Here is a 20,823-nt window from a genome sequence, read left to right on the forward strand (position 1 = left end):
TGAGCCCGGCGGTTTTTTTATGCCCGGAGAAAGCCGGCACATGTGCCGGCTTCCCGTGGGTCAGCCGATCAGAAGGTCCACTTGGCATTGACCATCGCGTTGCGCGGCTCGCCGTAGGAGCCCGAGTTGAAGGTGCCCATGCCGTCATAGTACTTCTGGTCAAACAGGTTGTTGACGTTCACACCCACAGTCAGGTGCTCGTCGACCTTGTATCTGGCCAACAGGCCGACCACAGCGAATGGATCCTGTGTGGCCTTGTAGTAAGGGCCCGAGTAGTTGATTTGCGACGACGCGTACATCTCGCTTTGCCAGGTCACATTGCCACCAATGGTCAGCTTGCTCCATTCGCCCGGCAGGCGGTAAGTGGTGCCGAACTTGAACAGGTTGATCGGCTGGTTGGTCTGCACGCGGCCACCGTCCTTGTCATGGGACTCGCGGTAAGTGTAGCCACCAAACACGTTCCAGCCGCTGGCCACCTCACCCGAGATCTCGGTTTCGACGCCGCGGGTGTTGGTGCCACTGATGGCCTTGTACACGGTGCGGCCCGATGAGTCCTGGCCCGACTCCTGCGGCGTGTTCTTCTGCTCGATGTCGAACACCGCAATGCTTGCGTTCAGCGCACCGTTGAAGAACTCACCCTTCAAGCCGATTTCGTAGTTGTCACCTTCAAGCGGCGCCAATGAACCGCCCGCTGCGGTTTTGTAGAAGGTCTGCGGCAGGAAGATGCTGGTGTAGCTCGCGTACGCCGAATAGGTGTCGTTCAGCTCGTAGACAATACCGGCATAAGGCGTGACAACCCCGGTCTTCTTGGTCTTGTCGGTCGCCTTGGTGCCATTGAGGTAATTGCTGACTTCGTCTTCCTGGTTCCACCAGCTCAGGCGCGTGCCGAGGATGATGGTCAGTGGGTCGAACGGCTTCAGGCGCAGGGCACCATACATGCCGGTCTGCTGCAAGGTCGTGACGGTGCCACCATCCTTGAAGTACGAACGACGCGGGTACTCATTGCCGTTCCAGTCGAACAGGTTGGCCGACCCGTAGTCGCCATCATCGTTGTGGCTGGAATAGTTGGGGAAGTTCAGGTGAGTGCGCGACGTGCTGGCACCGACGACCAGTTCATGCTCCCGACCGCCCAGGTTGAACGGGCCGGAGGCATAGGTATCGAGCGTATCCTGGGTCTGGTAGCTGTCCAGGCGGTAGATGAATACGCCAGTACCCGCACCGGTTACCGGGTCCGGGTAACCGCCACTGGCGGATGCGCCCTGGCCTTTACGGTAGGAATATTGATGGCTGTAGGCCGTCTTCAGGCTCCAGTCACTGTCCAGCTTGTGGTCAAGCATGGTCGTGAAGTTGTAGCTGGTGTTGTCCATGTAACTCGAGCGCGAAGCCGGGTTGAATGAACGGGGCATGTTGGTTTGCTTGCCATTGCTGAAAAACAGCGGGATATGCCCATAGCTGGTGCCATTGGCATCGTTGTTCTGGTAGTCGAGGCTGGTGCGCAAGGTGGTGCTGTCGTTCAGGTCGATGTCCAGCGCGCCGTACATCACGCGCTTTTCCTGGCTGTACCAGTCGACGAACGAATTCTGCTTCTGATAGGCCGCCACGAAACGCCCGCGCACATTGCCGGTTTCAGTCAACGGGCCGGAAACATCCACTTCGGAACGGTAACGGTCCCACGCCCCGGCTTCGCCGGAAACGTAGCCCTGGAAGTCCTTGGTCGGGCGCTTGCGCACCAGGTTGATGGTGGCAGACGGCGTGCCCGCCCCGCTCATCAGACCGGTAGAGCCACGCACGATTTCCACGCGGTCATAGATCGACATGTCCGAAAGCGGCCCCACGTATTGCTGGGACTCGTTGGCGACCTGCGAAGGAATACCGTCGTACTGGAAGTTCTGGATGGTGAAACCGCGAGAATTGAAATCGTACCGTTCGCTGTCGCGATGGTTGATGCTGATACCCGGGGTGAAGGCCATCACTTCGTTGAGCGTCGACAGATGCTGGTCATCCATCAACTGGCGGGTCACCACGCTCACCGACTGCGGCGTTTCACGCAAGGTCAATGGCAGCTTGGTCGCCGTGCTGGTGGCGCCTGTGGTGTAGGAACCGCTGTTTTCAGTGGTTGCCCCAAGCCCCTCGGCATTGATATTGGTCGCGCCCAGCGTCACGGCTGAGCCACTGGAAGGTGGCATCACGACATAGCTGCCATTGGCCTCGCGGCTGGCCTGCAAGCCACTGCCCGACAACAACCGGGACAGACCGTCATCCACGCTGAACTGCCCCTGCAGCCCGGGGGTGTTGCGTTGGCTGGCCAGGGCCGGGTCGTAGGAAATCGACACGCCGGCAGCCGAGCCGAACTTCATCAGCGCGTCCGATAATTTACCGGCCGGGATCGCAAAGGCCACCTTGCCCGCCTCGCTCTGGGCGAATGCGGCGCTCGGCATCAACGTGGCAGCGGCCGGTACCGCCAGCGCTGCACCCAGCATCATCAGGCGCACGGTCTGCGGCAGTTTCTTCAACGCGTAATGCTTGGGCGTGGACAACCAAAGGGGATAAGGCATCGACAGCAATCCTTGAACAATGAGGCGTGTGATTGGCAGAAATAGCGGCGTCTTTGAGCGCCTCTGGTGGATAAGACGGCTCAGCTAATGAAAACCAGACTCATTTACTTCGATTTTTTTACTTCCCTGTCGGACCGTGCAACGCCCGCCCTCAAGCCACGCAAAAGCCGAAACGCCGCATTCACAAGAAGGCACAAGAGAAAAGTAAAAAAGCAGGCCGTATCAGGAATGAAACGTTGGGGCGAAGGAAAAATTTAGGACCACACCAACAGCCCCGCCCCCGACGGCCTCCACGAACACATTTCGCAGCCGCCCACGCAGCACAACAAGGCTAAATCGCGCCACCCTCGAAACGTCTCCTACAAAAGCCCGCCAGCGACCTGATGGTTCGCCTGGGCACCCACTCGCCCCCAGCACGTAGCCACGTCGCGACCGAGGTAGTTTCATGACTGCAAAACCGCGTAGCGCCCTTCGCGAACTCTTGAGCCTGCTCAAGCCCTATCGCTACACCGTCATCCTGTCGATTCTGTTCGGCATCCTCGGAGGCCTGAGCGTCACTGCGCTGCTGGCCACGGTCAACCAGGGCCTGCACAGCGAATCCGGCCTGACCACCGCCGTGGTCCTGGCGTTTGCCGGGCTGTGCGTGCTGGCCTTGCTCAGCAGCATTGCCGCAGATATCGGCAGCAACTTTGTCGGGCAAAAAGTCATTGCCAAGCTGCGCAAGGACCTGGGCGCCAAGGTGTTGTCGGCGCCGATCGAACAGATCGAGCGCTACCGCAGCCATCGCCTGATTCCGGTGCTGACTCACGACGTCGACACCATCAGCGATTTCGCCTTTGCCTTCGCTCCACTGGCCATTTCCATCACTGTCGTTCTTGGCTGCCTGGGTTACCTGGCGAGCCTGTCGCTGCCGATTTTCCTGATGACGCTACTGGCCATCGGCATCGGCTCGGCCATCCAGTTCGTCGCGCAAGGCAAAGGCATCAAAGGCTTTTATGCCGCACGGGAATCGGAAGACAACCTGCAAAAACACTACTCGGCCATTGCCGAAGGCGCCAAGGAATTGCGCATCCATCGCAAGCGCCGTCACGCCATGCTGACGCGCAACATCCAGGCGACCGCCGACCACATCTGCGACACCCATGTGCGTTCAATCAACATTTTCGTGATCGCCAAGAGCCTGGGCTCGATGCTGTTCTTCGTGGTCATCGGCCTGGCGCTGACCCTGCAATCGTTCTGGCCCAGCAGCAACCCGGCAATGATGAGCGGCTTTGTGCTGGTGCTGCTGTACATGAAAGGCCCATTGGAAAACCTGATCGCCAACCTGCCGATCATCAGCCGCGCGCAGATCGCCTTCCGCCGCATTGCCGACCTGTCCGAACGCTTCTCCTCGCCGGAACCCCACTTGCTGCTTGATGCCGACGAAAGCCGCACCCCCACCCTGCAGCACCTGGAACTGCGCGAGGTGCAATATGCCTTTCCACCCGTGGAGGGCAGCCAGCCGTTCAAGCTGGGCCCGGTGAACCTGACCATCGAGCCTGGCGAAATCCTGTTCATCGTCGGCGAAAACGGCTGCGGCAAGACCACCCTGATCAAACTGCTGCTGGGCCTGTACACCCCGCAGCAAGGTGAAATCCGCCTCAACGGCCGCGCCGTGGATGCACGCGGCCTGGATGATTACCGCCAGATGTTCACCACGATTTTCGCCGACTACTACCTGTTCGACGAACTGGTGCAGAGCGACAAGGCCCTGCCGGACGATGCCAACGGCTACCTGGAGCGTATGGAAATCGCGCACAAGGTCAGCGTGCGCGACGGCGCTTTCACCACCACCGACCTGTCCACCGGCCAACGCAAGCGCCTGGCCTTGATCAACGCCTGGCTCGACGAACGCCCGGTGCTGGTCTTTGACGAGTGGGCGGCCGACCAGGACCCGACGTTCCGTCGTGTGTTCTACACCGAGCTGCTGCCGGACCTGAAGCGCCTGGGCAAGACCATCATCGTCATTTCCCACGACGACCGTTACTTCGATGTCGCCGACCAACTGGTGCGAATGGAAGCCGGACGCGTCATCACCGAAAAAGCCGTCGCCTGATTCCTCCCTCACGGCGAGCGCCCTGCCGCTCGCCGCCTGCCTCTGAAGTCCGCGTCACACCTAAATCTCGTCGGCCATGCTTCGTCTTTCTGACAACGCATATTTACGCAGCCGATGGCGACGAGACCCACCATGAACCCACTGAATCAACTCCCCGACGACGACCTGCTGGCCCTGTTGATGGCCGACGACGCCGGTTCAGAGCATTCCATCAAGGCTCACTCCCATCGCGGCCCCACGCCCCTGTCTTTTGCCCAGCAACGCCTGTGGTTCCTGCAACAGCTTTCGCCCCACAGCAGCGCCTACAACCTGCCCAACGCGCTGCGCCTGCGCGGCACGCTGAACGGCGCCGCGCTGGACACGGCCCTGCAGCAGATTATCGACCGGCACGATGTGCTGAAAACCGCCTTCCAGAGCGTTGATGATCAGCCCCGGCAAATACTCGACCCGCACGCCCGAATCCCGCTGCACAAGGAAGACTTGTCAGGCCTGGCGCCCGAGGCCCGTGCCATCGCCGTCGCTGAACGCCTTGCCGCCGAAGCCCGCGCGCCCTTTGATCTGAGCTGCGCGCCACTGATCCGTGCCACGCTGCTCACCCTCGCACACGATGAGCATGTGCTGCTGTTGAACATGCACCACATCGTTTCGGACGCCTGGTCCAACCCGATCCTGATGCACGACCTGACCCAGGCCTACCAGCGCGCCTGCGAGGGCGACACCACGCCACTGACGCGCCCCGCCATCCAGTACGCCGACTACGCCCGCTGGCAGCGCGAAGACTACCCGAACACGCCTGAGCAACAACGGGCTACCGACTATTGGGCGAATTACCTGGGGCGTGAAATGCCCACGCTGGACCTGCCCACCGATTTTGCGCGCAGCGCCGAACAACGGCACCACGCCGGCAACCTGCACCTGCCCTTGCCCCCAGCCCTGAGCCAACGCTTGCAAAACTTCTGCCAGCAACAGGATCTGACGCCGTTCATCGTGTTGCTGGGCGCCTGGCAACTGTTGCTCAGCCGCTACAGCGGTCAGCAGGCGTTCACCGTCGGCGTCCCAAATGCCGGCCGCAATCAGAGCGAGACCCAGGACCTGGTGGGCTTCTTCGTCAGCAGCCAGATTTACCGCGCCCAACTCACCGACGACCTGACCACCGCTGCGTTCCTCCAGGCCCTGCGCCAGCAATCGCGGGCGGCCATGGAGCACGCCGACTACCCGATTGAACTGATCATCGAGCGCTTGCAACTGCAACGCAGCAGCCAGGCCAACCCGCTGTTCCAGAGCCTGTTCAACTGGCGCGTGAACCAGAACCAACCCACTGCGCTGAAACTGGGCGAGCTGAGCCTCGAGTTCCTGCCGGTGGCGCAACAAGAGGCCAAGTTCGATCTGTCGATGGACGTGGACTACTCGCCGCAGCACATCACTGCAAACATTGAGTACAGCGCAGCGCTGTTCAACCCGGCGACCATCGAGCGCCTGGGCGCGCATTGGCTGCGTTTGCTGCAAAGCCTTATTGAAGCGCCGCAGCAGCGGCTGGGCGAGCTGGCCATGCTGGATCCTGCCGAACAACGGCGGATCACCCACGAATGGAACAACACTGCGACCGCTTACCCGCTGGACCACAGCGTTCAGCAGTTGATCGAAGCCCAGGTTGCCGCCACACCCGAGGCGCCCGCGCTGGTGTTTGCCGATCAACAACTGAGCTATCAGCAACTCAACCGCCGCGCCAACCAGCTCGCCCACCAATTGATCGAGCTGGGCGTCGGCCCGGACTCGCTGGTGGGCATCGCCACCGAACGCAGCGTGGAAATGGTCGTCGGCCTGCTGGCCGTGCTCAAGGCGGGCGGCGCCTACGTGCCGCTGGACCCCGAATACCCGCAGGACCGTCTCAGCTACATGATCGAAGACAGCGGCATCGGCCTGCTGTTGACCCAGCAGCACTTGCTCGCGTCGCTGCCAATCCCAGATGCGTTGCCGGTTTTGGCCCTCGACCAACTGGACGTCAGCCACCACCCCGACACCAACCCCAACGTGGCCGTGGACGGCGAACACCTCGCCTACGTCATCTACACCTCCGGCTCCACCGGCAAGCCCAAGGGCGCCGGCAACCGGCATTCGGCCCTGACCAACCGCCTGTGCTGGATGCAACAGGCATACGGTTTGACGGCCCGTGACACCGTGCTGCAAAAAACCCCGTTCAGCTTCGACGTGTCGGTGTGGGAGTTCTTCTGGCCACTGATGACCGGCGCCCGCCTCGCCGTGGCCGGCCCCGGTGACCATCGCGACCCGGCCACGCTGGTGAGCCTGATTCAGCGCTACCAAGTCAGCACCCTGCACTTCGTGCCGTCGATGCTGCAGGTGTTTTTGCTCGACGAAAACGTCGCCCATTGCACGAGCCTCACGCGCATCGTGTGCAGCGGCGAAGCCTTGCCCGTGGACGCGCAACAGCAGGTCTTCGCCAAGCTGCCGAACGCCGGCCTGTTCAACCTTTACGGCCCCACGGAAGCCGCCATCGACGTGACCCACTGGACTTGCCGCGAAGAAGGCAAGGCCGGTGTGCCGATTGGCCAGCCGATTGCCAACCTCACCACCTACATCCTCGATGCCGAACTGCAACCGGTGCCAGCCGGTGTGATTGGCGAGCTGTACCTGGGCGGCGCAGGCCTGGCCCGGGGTTACCACCGCCGCCCGGCCTTGACCGCCGAGCGCTTCATGACCAGCCCGTTCGGTGACGGCCAGCGCCTGTACCGCACCGGCGATTTGGCCAGTTATCGCCCTGACGGCGTGATCGAATACCGTGGGCGTATCGACCACCAGGTGAAAATCCGTGGCCTGCGCATCGAGCTGGGGGAAATCGAAACCCGCCTGATGGAACTGGACTGCGTGCGCGAAGCCGTGGTCATCGCTGCCGACGGCCAACTGGTCGCGTATGCCGTGCCAACCGAGGCCCGCGAAGCCGATGAGCTGCGCAGCGAAATCAAGCGGCGCCTGGGCGAGCACTTGCCCGACTACATGGTGCCGGCGCAGTTGATCTTCCTTGATCAGTTGCCGCTGAGCCCCAACGGCAAGCTGGAACGCAAGGCCCTGCCAAAGCCGGATGCCAGCCTGTTGCAAAAAACCTACGTGGCGCCGCAGACCCCGCTGGAACAGCAGATCGCGGCCATCTGGCAAGACGTGCTCAAGTGCGACACCGTCGGCTTGCACGATGACTTTTTCGACCTGGGTGGTCATTCATTGCTGGCCACCCAGGTCGTGTCCCGGGTGCGTCACACCCTGAACAGCGATGTGCCGCTGCGCAGCCTGTTCGAGTGCAGCACCTTGCAGGCATTTGTCGCCACCCTGGCGCAGGAACCGGTACGTCACGAGCCGCCGTTGGTGCGCGCCGGGCGCGATCAGCCGCTGCGTCTGTCCTACGCCCAGGAGCGCCAGTGGTTCCTCTGGCAACTGGACCCGCACAGCACGGCCTACCACATCCCGGCGGCCCTGCGCCTGCGGGGCCACCTGGATACCCAGGCGTTGCAACAGAGTTTTGACCGGTTGATCTGCCGTCACGAAAGCCTGCGCACCTCGTTCACTCAAGACGGCGAACGCACCGTGCAGCGGATTGCCGAGCCCACCGGGTTGACCCTCACGTTCGAGTCACGGCCCGGGGCAGATGCAGCAACGATCCAGGCGTGTGTCGAACACGAAATCCGGCAGCTGTTCGACTTGCAGCACGGCCCGTTACTGCGGGTCAAACTGCTGAAACTGGCGGAAGACGACCACGTGTTGATCATCACCCAGCACCATATCGTCTCCGACGGTTGGTCGATCAACGTGATGATCCGCGAGCTGATCTCGCTGTACGCAAGTTTCAGCCAGCAACAGGCCAACAGCCTGCCAGAGCTGCCCATCCAGTACGCCGACTATGGCGTGTGGCAACGCCAGTGGATGGAAGCCGGGGAGCGCGAGCGCCAGCTGGCCTACTGGACTGCGCAGCTGGGCGGTGAGCAGACCGTTCTGGAACTGCCCGCTGACCACGCCCGGCCGTCCGAGCAAAGCTACCGGGGTGCCCAGTTGGACCTGGCACTGGGCAGTGAACTGAATCGAGCACTCAAGCAGCTCGCCCAACAGCAAGGCGTGACCCTGTTCATGCTGTTGCTGGCCTCGTTCCAGACCCTGCTGCATCGCTACAGCGGGCAAACCGATATTCGTGTGGGCGTACCCATCGCCAACCGCAACCGCATGGAAACCGAAGGGCTGATCGGCTTTTTCGTCAACACCCAGGTGCTGCGCACAGAGGTCAACGGCCAGGCGCGGTTTGTCGATGTGCTGCAACAGGTCAAAAGGCATGCCCTGCAGGCCCAGGCCCACCAGGACTTGCCGTTCGAGCAACTGGTGGAAGCGCTGCAACCGGAGCGCAGCCTGAGCCATAGCCCGTTGTTTCAGGTGATGTACAACCATGCCAGCGTGCAGCCGCAAAACAGCGTGACCCTCCCCGGCCTGAGCCTGGAGGTGCTGGAAGGCACGCTGCCGAGCACCCAGTTCGACCTTTCGCTGGACACCAGCGAGTCCGCCGACGACCTGCTCGCCACCCTCACGTATGCCATCGACTTGTTTGAGGCCCCGACCATCCAGCGCCTGGCTGCACATTGGCAGAACCTGCTGCGGGCCATCGTGCACAACCCGCAACAACGCCTGGGTGAACTGGACATGCTTGGCCGGGACGAACGGCATTTGATGTTGCATGCCTGGAGCAGCGCCACGCTTGATTACCCCAGCGAGCAGCGAGTCCATCAGCTGTTTGAAGCGCAGGTGGCGAAGCAACCTTCTGCCCCGGCGCTGTTCTTCGAAACGCATCAATTGAGCTACGCCGAACTCAACGCCCGGGCCAACCGCCTGGCCCGTCATCTGGTCAGCCTGGGCGTTGGCCCCGACGTGCTGGTGGGGATTGCCGTGGAGCGCGGCCTGGACATGATCATCGGCCTGCTGGCGGTGCTCAAGGCCGGTGGCGCCTACGTGCCGCTGGACCCGGAGTACCCGCAGGATCGTCTGCTGTGCATGATCGAAGACAGCGGCACGCAGCTGATCCTGACCCAGAGCCACTTGCGTGAACGCCTGCCGATTCCGGCGTGTGTCGAACCGGTATGCCTGGACCTCAACCAGGCCTGGGCCGAACTGGACGACAGCAACCTGGCCAACCGCGCCCACGCCGGTAACCTGGCGTATGTCATGTTCACCTCGGGCTCCACCGGCCGGCCGAAAGGCGTGGGCATCAACCAGCTTTCGCTGACGCGCCACGCCTACGTGTCGCTGGAATTTTTCAACCTCAATGGCGACGACCGCATCCTGCAGTTTTCCACCTTCAACTTCGACGGTTTCGTCGAGCAGCTGTATCCGGCGCTTATCTGCGGCGCCTCGGTGGTGTTGCGCGGTACCGAGATCTGGGACACCGACACCTTCTACCGTGAACTGATCAAACACCAGATCAGTGTGGTCGATCTGACCACCGCCTATTGGAACCTGCTGGCCAAGGACTTTGCCGCTGCCGGCCCGCGTGATTACGGGCGCCTCAAGCAAGTCCACGCCGGTGGTGAGGCCATGCCGCCGGAAGGCCTCGCCGCATGGGCCCAGGCGGGCCTTGGCCAGGTCAAATTGCTCAACACCTACGGCCCTACCGAGGCGACGGTGACGGTCACGGCACTTGACTGCACGGACTATGTGACAGGCGCCTGCCCGACGCCCCTGACCATGCCCATCGGCAAGGTCCTGGCCGGGCGCAGCATTTACCTGCTGGACGACAGCGGCGCCCCGGCGCCGGTTGGGGTGGTGGGTGAATTAATGATTGGCGGTGAGTTGTTGGCCCGTGGCTATTTCAATCGCCCGGACCTGACCGCCGAACGCTTCATGCCCGACCCGTTCAGCCAGACCGGCGGGCGTCTGTACCGCACCGGCGACCTGGCCCGGTATAACGCCGACGGAGTGATCGAGTACGTTGGCCGGATCGACCACCAGGTGAAGATTCGCGGTTTCCGCATTGAGCTGGGTGAAATCGAAGCGCGGTTGCTGGAGCAGGACGTGGTGCGTGACGCCATTGTCCTCGCGCAACCAGCGGCCGGTGGCCTGCAACTGGTTGGGTATGTAGTGCCCCACAGCACGGCGTTGCCCGAGGCTGAATTACGCCAGTCGATCAAGACCGCCCTGGCCGCCGTGCTACCGGACTACATGGTGCCCGGCTTCCTGATGTTCCTTGATGGGCTGCCTTTGAGCCCGAACGGCAAACTGGACCGCAAGGCCCTGCCGAAGCCCGATGCCAGCCAACAGCAAAACAGCTATGTGGCGCCGCAAACGGCCCTGCAAATCCAGGTCGCCGCGATCTGGCAAAGCGTGCTCAACCTTGAGCAAGTCGGCCTCACCGATGACTTTTTCGCACTGGGTGGGCATTCGTTGCTGGCGACCCAGATCATCTCCAGGGTGCGTCAGGCCCTGAACCTTGACGTCGCCTTGCGCAGCCTGTTTGAACGCAGCGTGCTCGGGGAGTTTGTCGCCGGCCTGAATGGCCCTGCCCGCCAGCACGAACTGCCACTGATACCTGTCGAGCGCAACCACCCATTGCCGCTGTCCTACGCCCAGGAACGCCAGTGGTTCCTCTGGCAACTGGACCCGCACAGCGCCGCTTACCACCTGCCGGCCGCCTTGCGTCTCAAGGGGCCGCTGGATGTGGCAGCGCTGGAGCACGCCTTCAACCAACTGATCGCCCGTCACGAAGTGCTGCGTACCACCTTCGTGGTCGACAGCGAACAGCCCCGGCAAGTCATCGCCGATCAGGCGCCGCTGACCCTCGTGGTCGAAACACTGAACGGCACGCCGGACGATGCCACGCTCAAAGCCTTCGTGGAGCACGAAACCCGGCAACTGTTCGACCTGCAACAAGGCCCGCTGCTGCGCGTGCGGCTGCTGCGCCTGGCGGACGATGAACATGTGCTGGTCATCACCCAGCACCACATCGTGTCCGATGGCTGGTCGGTGCAGTTGATGGTTGAAGAACTGATCGCCCTGTACACCGCCGCCGAGGCCGGGCAGCCTCACGCGCTGGCACCGCTGCCGATCCAGTACGCCGACTACGCCGCCTGGCAACGGCAATGGATGCAGGCCGGTGAACGTGAACGCCAACTGGCCTACTGGACGGCACAATTGGCCGGTGAAAACAGCGTGCTGGAGTTGCCCACCGATCGCCCGCGCCCGGCCGAACAAAGCTACCGGGGTGCGCACCTGGCCCTCACTTTGGCGCCAAGCGTGAGTGACGCGGTGCAGCAGATCGCCCAGCGCCTCGGCGTCACGCCGTTCATGCTGTTGCTGGCGTCATTCCAGACGTTGCTGCACCGCTACAGTGGCCAGAACGACATCCGCGTCGGCGTGCCGATTGCCAACCGCAACCGCGTGGAAACCGAGGGTTTGATCGGCTTCTTCGTCAACACCCAGGTCATGAAGGCCGAGTTCAACGCGAACCTGAGCGGTGAAGCACTGCTGCAACAGGTCAAGCGGCATGCACTGGACGCGCAGGCCCATCAGGACTTGCCATTCGAACAATTGGTAGAGGCGCTGCAACCAGAGCGCAGCCTCAGCCACAACCCACTGTTCCAGGTGATGTTCAACCACCAGAGCGCCGACACCGAGCGCCCGCCACTGCCGTCGGCGCTACAGGTCGAAGGCCTGGACTGGGAAGGCAGCACTGCGCAATTTGACCTGACGCTGAGCACCAGCGAGTCGGCTGATGGCCTGAGTGCAACCCTGACCTACGCCACCGACCTGTTCAACGCGGCCACCGTCGAGCGCCTCGGGCAGCATTGGCAACAGCTGTTGCACGGCCTGATAGCAGACCCCCAGCAGCGGATTGCCGACCTGCCGATGCTGGACCGCGCCGAGCAACAGCAGATTGTCAGCGGGTGGAATAACACCCGAACCGACTATCCACTCGACCGCAGCGTGCAACAGTTGATCGAGGCGCAAGTGGCCGCCACGCCAGAGGCTCCGGCGCTGGTCTTTGGCGATCAACAGCTGAGCTATCAGCAACTCAACCACCGCGCCAACCAGCTCGCCCACCAATTGATCGAGCTGGGCGTCGGCCCGGACTCGCTGGTGGGCATCGCCACCGAACGCAGCCTGGAAATGGTCGTCGGCCTGCTGGCCGTGCTCAAGGCGGGCGGCGCTTACGTGCCGCTGGACCCGGAGTATCCGCAGGACCGCCTCAGCTACATGATCGAAGACAGCGGCATCGGCCTGCTGTTGACCCAGCAGCACTTGCTCGCGTCGCTGCCAATCCCAGATGCGTTGCCGGTTTTGGCCCTCGACCAACTGGACGTCAGCCACCACCCCGACACCAACCCCAACGTGGCCGTGGACGGCGAACACCTCGCCTACGTCATCTACACCTCCGGCTCCACCGGCAAGCCCAAAGGCGCCGGCAACCGGCATTCGGCCCTGACCAATCGCCTGTGCTGGATGCAGCAGGCATACGGTTTGACGGCCCGTGACACCGTGCTGCAAAAAACCCCGTTCAGCTTCGACGTGTCGGTGTGGGAGTTCTTCTGGCCACTGATGACCGGCGCCCGCCTCGCCGTGGCCGGCCCCGGTGATCACCGCGACCCGGCCACGCTGGTGAGCCTGATTCAGCGCTACCAAGTCACCACCCTGCACTTCGTGCCGTCGATGCTGCAGGTGTTTTTGCTCGACGAAAACGTCGCCCATTGCACGAGCCTCACGCGCATCGTGTGCAGCGGCGAAGCCTTGCCCGTGGACGCGCAACAGCAGGTCTTCGCCAAGCTGCCGAACGCCGGCCTGTTCAACCTTTACGGCCCCACCGAAGCCGCCATCGACGTGACCCACTGGACCTGCCGCGAAGAAGGCAAGGCCAGCGTGCCGATCGGTCAACCCATCGCCAACCTCACCACCTACATCCTCGACACCGAGCTGCAACCCGTGCCAGCCGGTGTGATCGGCGAGCTGTACCTGGGCGGCGCAGGCCTGGCCCGGGGTTACCACCGCCGCCCGGCCCTGACCGCCGAGCGCTTCATGACCAGCCCGTTCGGTGACGGCCAGCGCCTGTACCGCACCGGTGACCTGGCCAGTTATCGCGCCGACGGCGTGATCGAATACCGTGGGCGCATCGACCACCAGGTGAAAATCCGTGGCCTGCGCATCGAGCTGGGGGAAATCGAAACCCGCCTGATGGAACTGGACTGCGTGCGCGAAGCCGTGGTCATCGCTGCCGGCGGCCAACTGGTCGCGTATGCCGTGCCGACCGAGGCCCGCGAAGCCGATGAGCTGCGCAGCGAAATCAAGAGAAGGCTGGGCGAGCACCTGCCGGATTACATGGTGCCGGCGCAGCTGATTTTCCTTGATCAGTTGCCGCTGAGCCCCAACGGCAAGCTCGACCGCAAGGCATTACCCAAACCGGACGCCAGCCTGCTGCAAAAAACCTACGTGGCGCCGCAGACCCCGCTGGAACAGCAGATCGCAGCCATCTGGCAAGACGTGCTGAAACGGGAGAAAGTCGGCCTGACCGATAACTTCTTTGAACTGGGCGGTGACTCCATCATCTCCATTCAGGTGGTCAGCCGTGCGCGCCAGCAAGGCATCGCCTTTACCCCCAAGGAACTGTTCCAGCACCAGACCGTGCAAGGCCTGGCGGGCGTGGCCCGCAGCGGCGCGAGCGCCCCGGTGATCGAGCGCGGCCCTGCCACCGGCAGCCTGCCGTTGCTGCCGATTCATCAGGTGTTTTTTCAAACGCCGATCCCCGAGCGTCACCACTGGAACCAGTCGGTGCTGCTCAAAGCCTTGCAACCGCTGCAAGCAGAAGCCCTGCAACGGGCGCTGTACGCCGTGATCGAGCATCACGACGCCCTGCGCTTGAGCTTCGAACAGCAGGCCGAAGGCTGGCGCGCAGATTACCGGCCAATGGCCGACTGGCAACTGCAACAGATCGACGCCAGCGCCGAGCAACTGTCAGACCTGTGCGACCACACCCAGGCCAGCCTCGACCTGCAACACGGCCCGCTGATGCTCGCCCTGTTGATCCACCTGGCCGACGGTACCCAGCGGCTATTGCTGGTGATCCACCACCTGGCCGTGGATGGGGTGTCCTGGCGGATTCTGTTTGAAGACCTGCAAAACGCCTATCAACAGGCCGTCAACCAGCAGGCCGTGCAGTTGCCGGCCCGTACCAGTTCGCTCAAGGCCTGGGCCGAACGCCTGCAACAGCGCGCGCAAAGCCAGGCGTCGAACGAGGAACTGAACAACTGGCTGGCGCGACTCGACAGCAACGCCAGCGACCTGCCCTGCGAACGGCCTCAAGGCAGCCTGGACAACCGCCACAGCCACACACTGCACACGCACCTCGACGCGCAACAGACGCGGCAACTGCTGCAACAGGCCCCCAAGGCCTACCGTACGCAGATCAACGACCTGCTGCTGACCGCCCTGGCGCGCGTCATCAGCCGCTGGACCGGCAACGGGCATTGCCTGATCGAACTGGAAGGCCATGGCCGTGAAGACCTGTTCGAGGACATCGACCTGACCCGCACCGTGGGTTGGTTCACCAGCCTGTTCCCGGTCAAGCTGGTGCCGGCCGCAGGCCTTGGCGATTCGATCAAGCAGATCAAGGAACAACTGCGTGCCATCCCCGACAAAGGCCTGGGCTACGGTGCCCTGCGCTACCTGGGCACGCCGCAGGCACGGGCCAGCCTCGCCGCCCTGCCGACCCCACGCATCACCTTCAACTACCTCGGCCAGTTCGACGGCAGTTTCGATGCCGCACAAGGCGCGCTGCTGGCACCCGCCGCCGAAGGCAGTGGCCGTGAGCAGACCCTCGGTGCTCCGCTGGGTAACTGGCTGAGCCTCAATGGCCAAGTGTATGGCGATGAGCTGACCCTGGGCTGGCAATTCAGCCGCGAGATGTTCGACGAGGCGACCATTGCGGGTCTCGCGGATGACCTCAAACGCGAACTGCTGGCACTGATCGAGCATTGCTGCGACACCGCCAACGTCGGCGTGACGCCTTCCGACTTCCCGCTCGCGCACATCAACCAGGCGCAACTGGACCGGTTGCCGGTGCCGGTGGCGCAGGTCGAAGACCTTTACCCGTTGTCGGCGATGCAACAGGGCATGCTGTTCCACACCCTGGAAGCACCGGAAAGCGCGCTGTATGTGAACCAGATGGCCGTCTCGGTCGCGGGCCTGGACGTTGCACGTTTCACTGCGGCCTGGAATGCCGTGATTGAGCGCCATGAAATCCTGCGCACCGGCTTCTGGGCCGACAGCCAGTTGGCCGAACCGCTGCAAGTGGTGTACCGCAGCGCGAGCCTGCCGGTGCAAATCCTTGACTGGCAGGAGCGTGAGGTCAGCGCGCAAGACCTGGAAACCCTGGCGAGCCAGGAGTGTGCCCGGGGGTTCGAACTGCTGCGCGCGCCCCTCACACGCCTGACACTGGTGCAACTCGACCCGCAGACCCATTACCTGATCTGGACCAGCCACCATATCCTGATGGACGGCTGGTCCAATTCGCGGTTGCTGGGTGAAGTCTTCGCGATCTACAACGGCCAGGCTGCACCGGCCAAGCGCGGGCATTACCGCGACTACATCCGCTGGCTGCAAGAGCAGTCCCAGACGCTGCTGGAGCAGTTCTGGAAGACCAGGCTGCAGGGTTTGAACGGCACCTCGTCGCTGGCCAACAGCCTGTCGCCCAAACCGTCGATGGAACTGCAAGGCCACGCTGCGCTGTACCTCAATTGGGATGCGGTGCAAACCCGTCATCTGCGCGAACAGGCCCAGCGCCTGCGCGTCACGCCGAACACATTGATCCAGGCCACCTGGCTGCTGCTGTTGCAGCGCTACACCGGCCAGGACACCGTGTGCTTCGGCGCCACGGTGGCCGGTCGCCCGGCCAGCCTGCCGGGCTCCGAGGACATGCTCGGGCTGTTTATCAACACCTTGCCGATCATCCAGACCCCGCAGCCGCAGATGCCTGTCACCCAGTGGCTGCAAGCCTTGCAAGCCTACAACCTGGAAGTGCGCGACCACGAGCATGCCTCCCTGGCGGACGTGCAGCGCTGGTCGGGCCAGGGTGGCCAGCCACTGTTCGACAGCATTCTGGTGTTTGAAAACTACCCGGTGGACGAACGCCTGCAAGAAGCCGGGAGAGGCCACTTGAACTTCGGCGACGTCAGCAGCCGCGATGTCACCAACTTCGCCATGGACCTGGCCATCGACCTGGGCGACACCCTGAAGATCGAGTTCCTGTACCTGCGCAACCGCTTCACTGAAGCGGCGACGGCGCAAATCCGCCGCAGCTTTGAAACCCTGCTGCTGGAGCTGCTGAACAACGCCCAGGCCAATGTCGGCAGCCTGAACATGCTCGCCGACGCCGAACAGCAGTCGCTGCTGCAACGTAACGTGCTTTGCCCTGTGACCGCGCCGCGCGCTCACCTGGCGCAGGTGATCCGCCAACACGCGCTGGACCGTCCGGACGCAGTGGCGGTGGTGTGCGACGGTATCGAATTGAGCTACGCCGAACTGGATGCCCGAGCCAATCGCCTGGCCCATTACCTGATGGCCCAGGGCATCGGCGCGGAGATGTTCGTCGGGGTCGCGCTTGAACGGTCGGTGGACGTTATCGTCGCGTTCTACGCGGTGATGAAAACCGGCGCCGCCTACGTGCCGCTGGACATTGATTACCCGCAGGACCGCGTGCAGTGGATCGTCGAAGACTCGGCCATGAGCGTGCTGATCAGCCAGCACGCGCTGCGTTCACGCTTTGAGGGCGTCGGCTGCGCAACGCTGGTCGAATTGGACCGTCTGCCGCTGTCGGATTGGCCGGCGACGTGCCCGCAACCCGAGGTGCACGACGACAACCTGGCCTACCTGATCTACACCTCCGGCTCCACCGGCAAGCCCAAGGGCGTGGCCGTGGCGCATGGGCAGATCCGCATGCATTGCCAGGCGATTGCCGAGCGGTACGAGATGGACAGCAGCACCCGTGAATTGCTCTTCATGTCGTTCGCCTTTGATGGCGCCCAGGAGCGCTGGCTGTCGACCCTGCAAAGCGGCGCTCGCCTGGTGGTGCGCGGCAATCAACTGTGGACGCCGGAAGAAACCTGGCAGGCGCTGCACGCCCACCGCATCAGCATCGCCTGTTTCCCGCCGGCATATCTGCAACAGCTGGCCGAGTACGGCGACAGCCTAAACGAGGCACCACCGCCCGTGCGCATCTACTGCTTTGGCGGGGATGCGGTGGCCGAGGCCAACTTTGAGTTGGTCAAGCGCGTGCTCCAGCCGCAGTTCCTGACCAATGGCTATGGCCCCACCGAAACCGTGGTCACGCCGCTGCTGTGGAAAGTCAGTGCCGAGCAGCGCTGTGAGGCGGTGTATGCGCCGATCGGCACTCGCATCGGCGAACGCACCCTGTATGTGCTGGACGAACACCTCAACCCGGTACCGGATGGCGTGGCAGGCGAGCTGTATATCGGTGGCGAAGGCGTTGCCCGGAGCTATCACCAGCGCCCCGGCCTGAGCGCCGAGCGGTTTGTGGTCGACCCGTTCGCGGCAAACGGCACGCGCCTGTATCGCACCGGCGACCTGGTGCGCCAACGCCCGGATGGCGTCATTGACTACCTCGGCCGCTTGGACAATCAGGTAAAGATTCGTGGCTTCCGCATCGAACTGGGGGAAATTGAATCACGTTTGCGTGACCTCAGCGACGTGCAGGACGCCGTGGTGGTCGCCCGCGATATCGCGGGCGGCAAACAACTGATCGGTTACGTGGTGGCCGATGCCTCGGCCGGCCTGGGTGAGCGCTTGCGCGCCGCGTTGCAGGTGGAACTGCCCGACTACATGGTGCCCGCGCAAATCCTCGTGCTGCAGGCGTTCCCGCTCAACCCCAACGGCAAGCTCGACCGCCTGGCCCTGCCCGACCCGGACTTCAAGGGCCGCGCTTTCGTAGCACCGCGCAACCCGCTGGAAGCCCAGCTGGCGGCGATCTGGCAGGACGTACTGGAACTGGACAGCGTGGGCGTCACCGACAATTTCTTCGAATTGGGCGGTGACTCACTGCGCATTCTCAAGGTGCTGTCGAAAGTGCGCAGTACGCCCGGGATCGGTATTGAGCTGAAGCTGCGGGACATGATCGGTAAGCCGACCATCGCCGAGCTGTCCGGCTTTACCGACGACGAGGCCAGCCTAAACCCGTTGCTGTTGCTCAACAGTGAAACAGCGCACAACCCGCCGCTGTTCTGCCTGCATGCCGGTTTTGGCACGGTGTTCGACTACGAGCCCCTGGCCCGCCGCCTGGACGGGCAGCGCAGTGTCTACGGTCTGCAATGCCGGATGTTGCTGGACCGCCAGTGGGACGATGAATCCCTGGAAGCCATGGCCATTGATTACAGCCAGTACATCCGCCAACAACAGGCCAGCGGCCCGTATCACCTGATGGGCTGGTCACTGGGCGGCACCCTCGCGGTGCTGGTGGCCCAGGAACTGGAAAGCCAGGGCCAGCAGGTGGAATTCCTCGGTCTGGTCGACAGCTTTATCCCGACAGGCGAGGACGTTGTCAGCGATGACTGGAGCGAAGACTTGCGCGGCTTCCTGGCGGTGCTGTTCGGCGTGCCGTGCGAGAGCCTGCCTGCCCTTGAGGTCACAGCGACCACCGGCAGCGAGCGGCTTGAACAACTGATCGCACACGTCCAGGCCGGTGCCGCCGCGCAATCGGTGTATGCCGGGATCAGCGCCGAGGAGCTGGCCCACACCTTCCAGGTGGCGATGAAGCTCAAGGTGCTGTCGACGCGCCTCAACGGTTTGCCGGCCACCCGGGTGCAGGCCGAATGCTGGTGGGCCAAGGCGCTTGCCGGCCAGCCCGCATCGAGCCTGGGCAGCGCGCGCAGCAATGAACAGATCGCAGCCGGCCACTACGACATCCTCAACCACCCGGCCCTGCTGCACGGGTTGTTACAACACCTGGCGCTGCAACCCGTCGTCAGCTGAAACCGTCGCCGCCCCTGATGGTCAGGGGCGGCGCTCCACCCTATTTCGCAAGGAACCTGCAATGCCCCTGGACCCTGATCTCGAAGGCTTTCTGGAGTTGGCACAGATGGGCCGCCTGACCGGCAAAAGCCAACCCATGCACGTACTGAGTGTTGAACAGGCACGGCGCGAATTCGAACAGACGTCGGCCATTCTCGACCCCAGCCCACCGGGTTCGGTGGAGGTGACCGCGCTGACCGTCACGGCACGCGATGGCCATGCACTGCCCGCCCGCCTTTACCGCGCACCGGGCACCGCACCGTTGCCCGTGATTGTGTATTTCCACGGTGGCGGTTATGTGGTGGGCAGCCTCGACTCCCACGACTCCATCTGCCGCCGGCTCGCGGCCAGCGGGCAATACGCGGTCTTCGCGCCCTCCTATCGCCTGGCGCCGGAGGCCATCTTTCCCGCAGCAGTCAATGACAGCCTCGACGCCGCCAACTGGCTGGCCGAGCACGCCGGTAACCTGCAATTGGATCACGATCAAATGATTCTGGCGGGCGACAGTGTGGGGGCCACGCTGGCAACCGTGTTGGCGATCACCGCCGTCAAGGCACCGCAAACTCTGGCGTTCAAACCCCGCGCGCAGTTGCTGTTCTACCCGGTCACCGATACCTCGCGGCAACGTGATTCCCACCGCCACTACGCCGAGGATTATTTGCTGGAAACCGCCACGCTGGACTGGTTCTACCACCACTATTGTCCGCAACCCCAACAGCGCCTCGACTGGCGGGTTTCACCGCTGCTGGCCGATGGGCTGACGGCACTCGCGCCGGCCTATATCAGCCTGGCCGAGTACGACCCACTGCTTGACGAAGGGCAGGCTTACGCCCAGCGACTGGCGGCGAGTGGCACGGCGGTGAACCTGCGCGTGGAGTCAGGGCTGACTCACGACTTTTTGCGCATGAACGGGATCAGCGGTGCCATTGCCGGCATTTATGAAGGGGTGTTGAGGTGGCTGGAAGAACAGCGCCAATCAGCGGCATTTGGCTAACGCAAGAAAGTAAAAGCCGAACAAGGTCACTGTGGTGAGCCCGCTCACCACAGGTTGCTCGTTGCCTGTTCTATCTCTGACTTACGCTAGTTCGAGGCTTGGGTGCCGTTAGCCGGTGGTGAGAGAGC

4 protein-coding genes are annotated in these 20,823 nt (G+C 63.1%); 3 read left to right on the forward strand and 1 reads right to left on the reverse strand.

What is annotated here, in order from left to right:
* Positions 1-68: 68 nt before the first annotated feature.
* On the reverse strand, positions 69-2,555 hold the full coding sequence (locus tag AB4P94_RS24200; protein ID WP_395607826.1) for a TonB-dependent siderophore receptor: 2,487 nt from the start codon (positions 2,553-2,555) through the stop codon (positions 69-71).
* A 445-nt stretch (positions 2,556-3,000) separates the two neighbouring features.
* Between AB4P94_RS24200 and AB4P94_RS24205 the strand changes: the two genes are divergently transcribed.
* From AB4P94_RS24205 to AB4P94_RS24215, 3 genes are all read left to right on the forward strand, one after another.
* Positions 3,001-4,650 carry a cyclic peptide export ABC transporter gene (locus tag AB4P94_RS24205; RefSeq protein WP_395607827.1) on the forward strand — a complete coding sequence of 550 codons (1,650 nt, stop codon included), beginning with the start codon at positions 3,001-3,003 and terminating at the stop codon, positions 4,648-4,650.
* Positions 4,651-4,782: 132 nt separating this feature from the next.
* Positions 4,783-19,662 carry a non-ribosomal peptide synthase/polyketide synthase gene (locus tag AB4P94_RS24210; protein WP_395607828.1) on the forward strand — a complete coding sequence of 4,960 codons (14,880 nt, stop codon included), beginning with the start codon at positions 4,783-4,785 and terminating at the stop codon, positions 19,660-19,662.
* A gap of 61 nt (positions 19,663-19,723) precedes the next feature.
* The gene (locus AB4P94_RS24215; protein WP_395607829.1) at positions 19,724-20,695 is read left to right on the forward strand and encodes an alpha/beta hydrolase fold domain-containing protein; all 972 of its coding nucleotides are present in this window, start codon (positions 19,724-19,726) and stop codon (positions 20,693-20,695) included.
* Positions 20,696-20,823: the final 128 nt, after the last annotated feature.

Source organism: Pseudomonas sp. B22129 (assembly GCF_044218875.1).
GTDB lineage: Bacteria > Pseudomonadota > Gammaproteobacteria > Pseudomonadales > Pseudomonadaceae > Aquipseudomonas.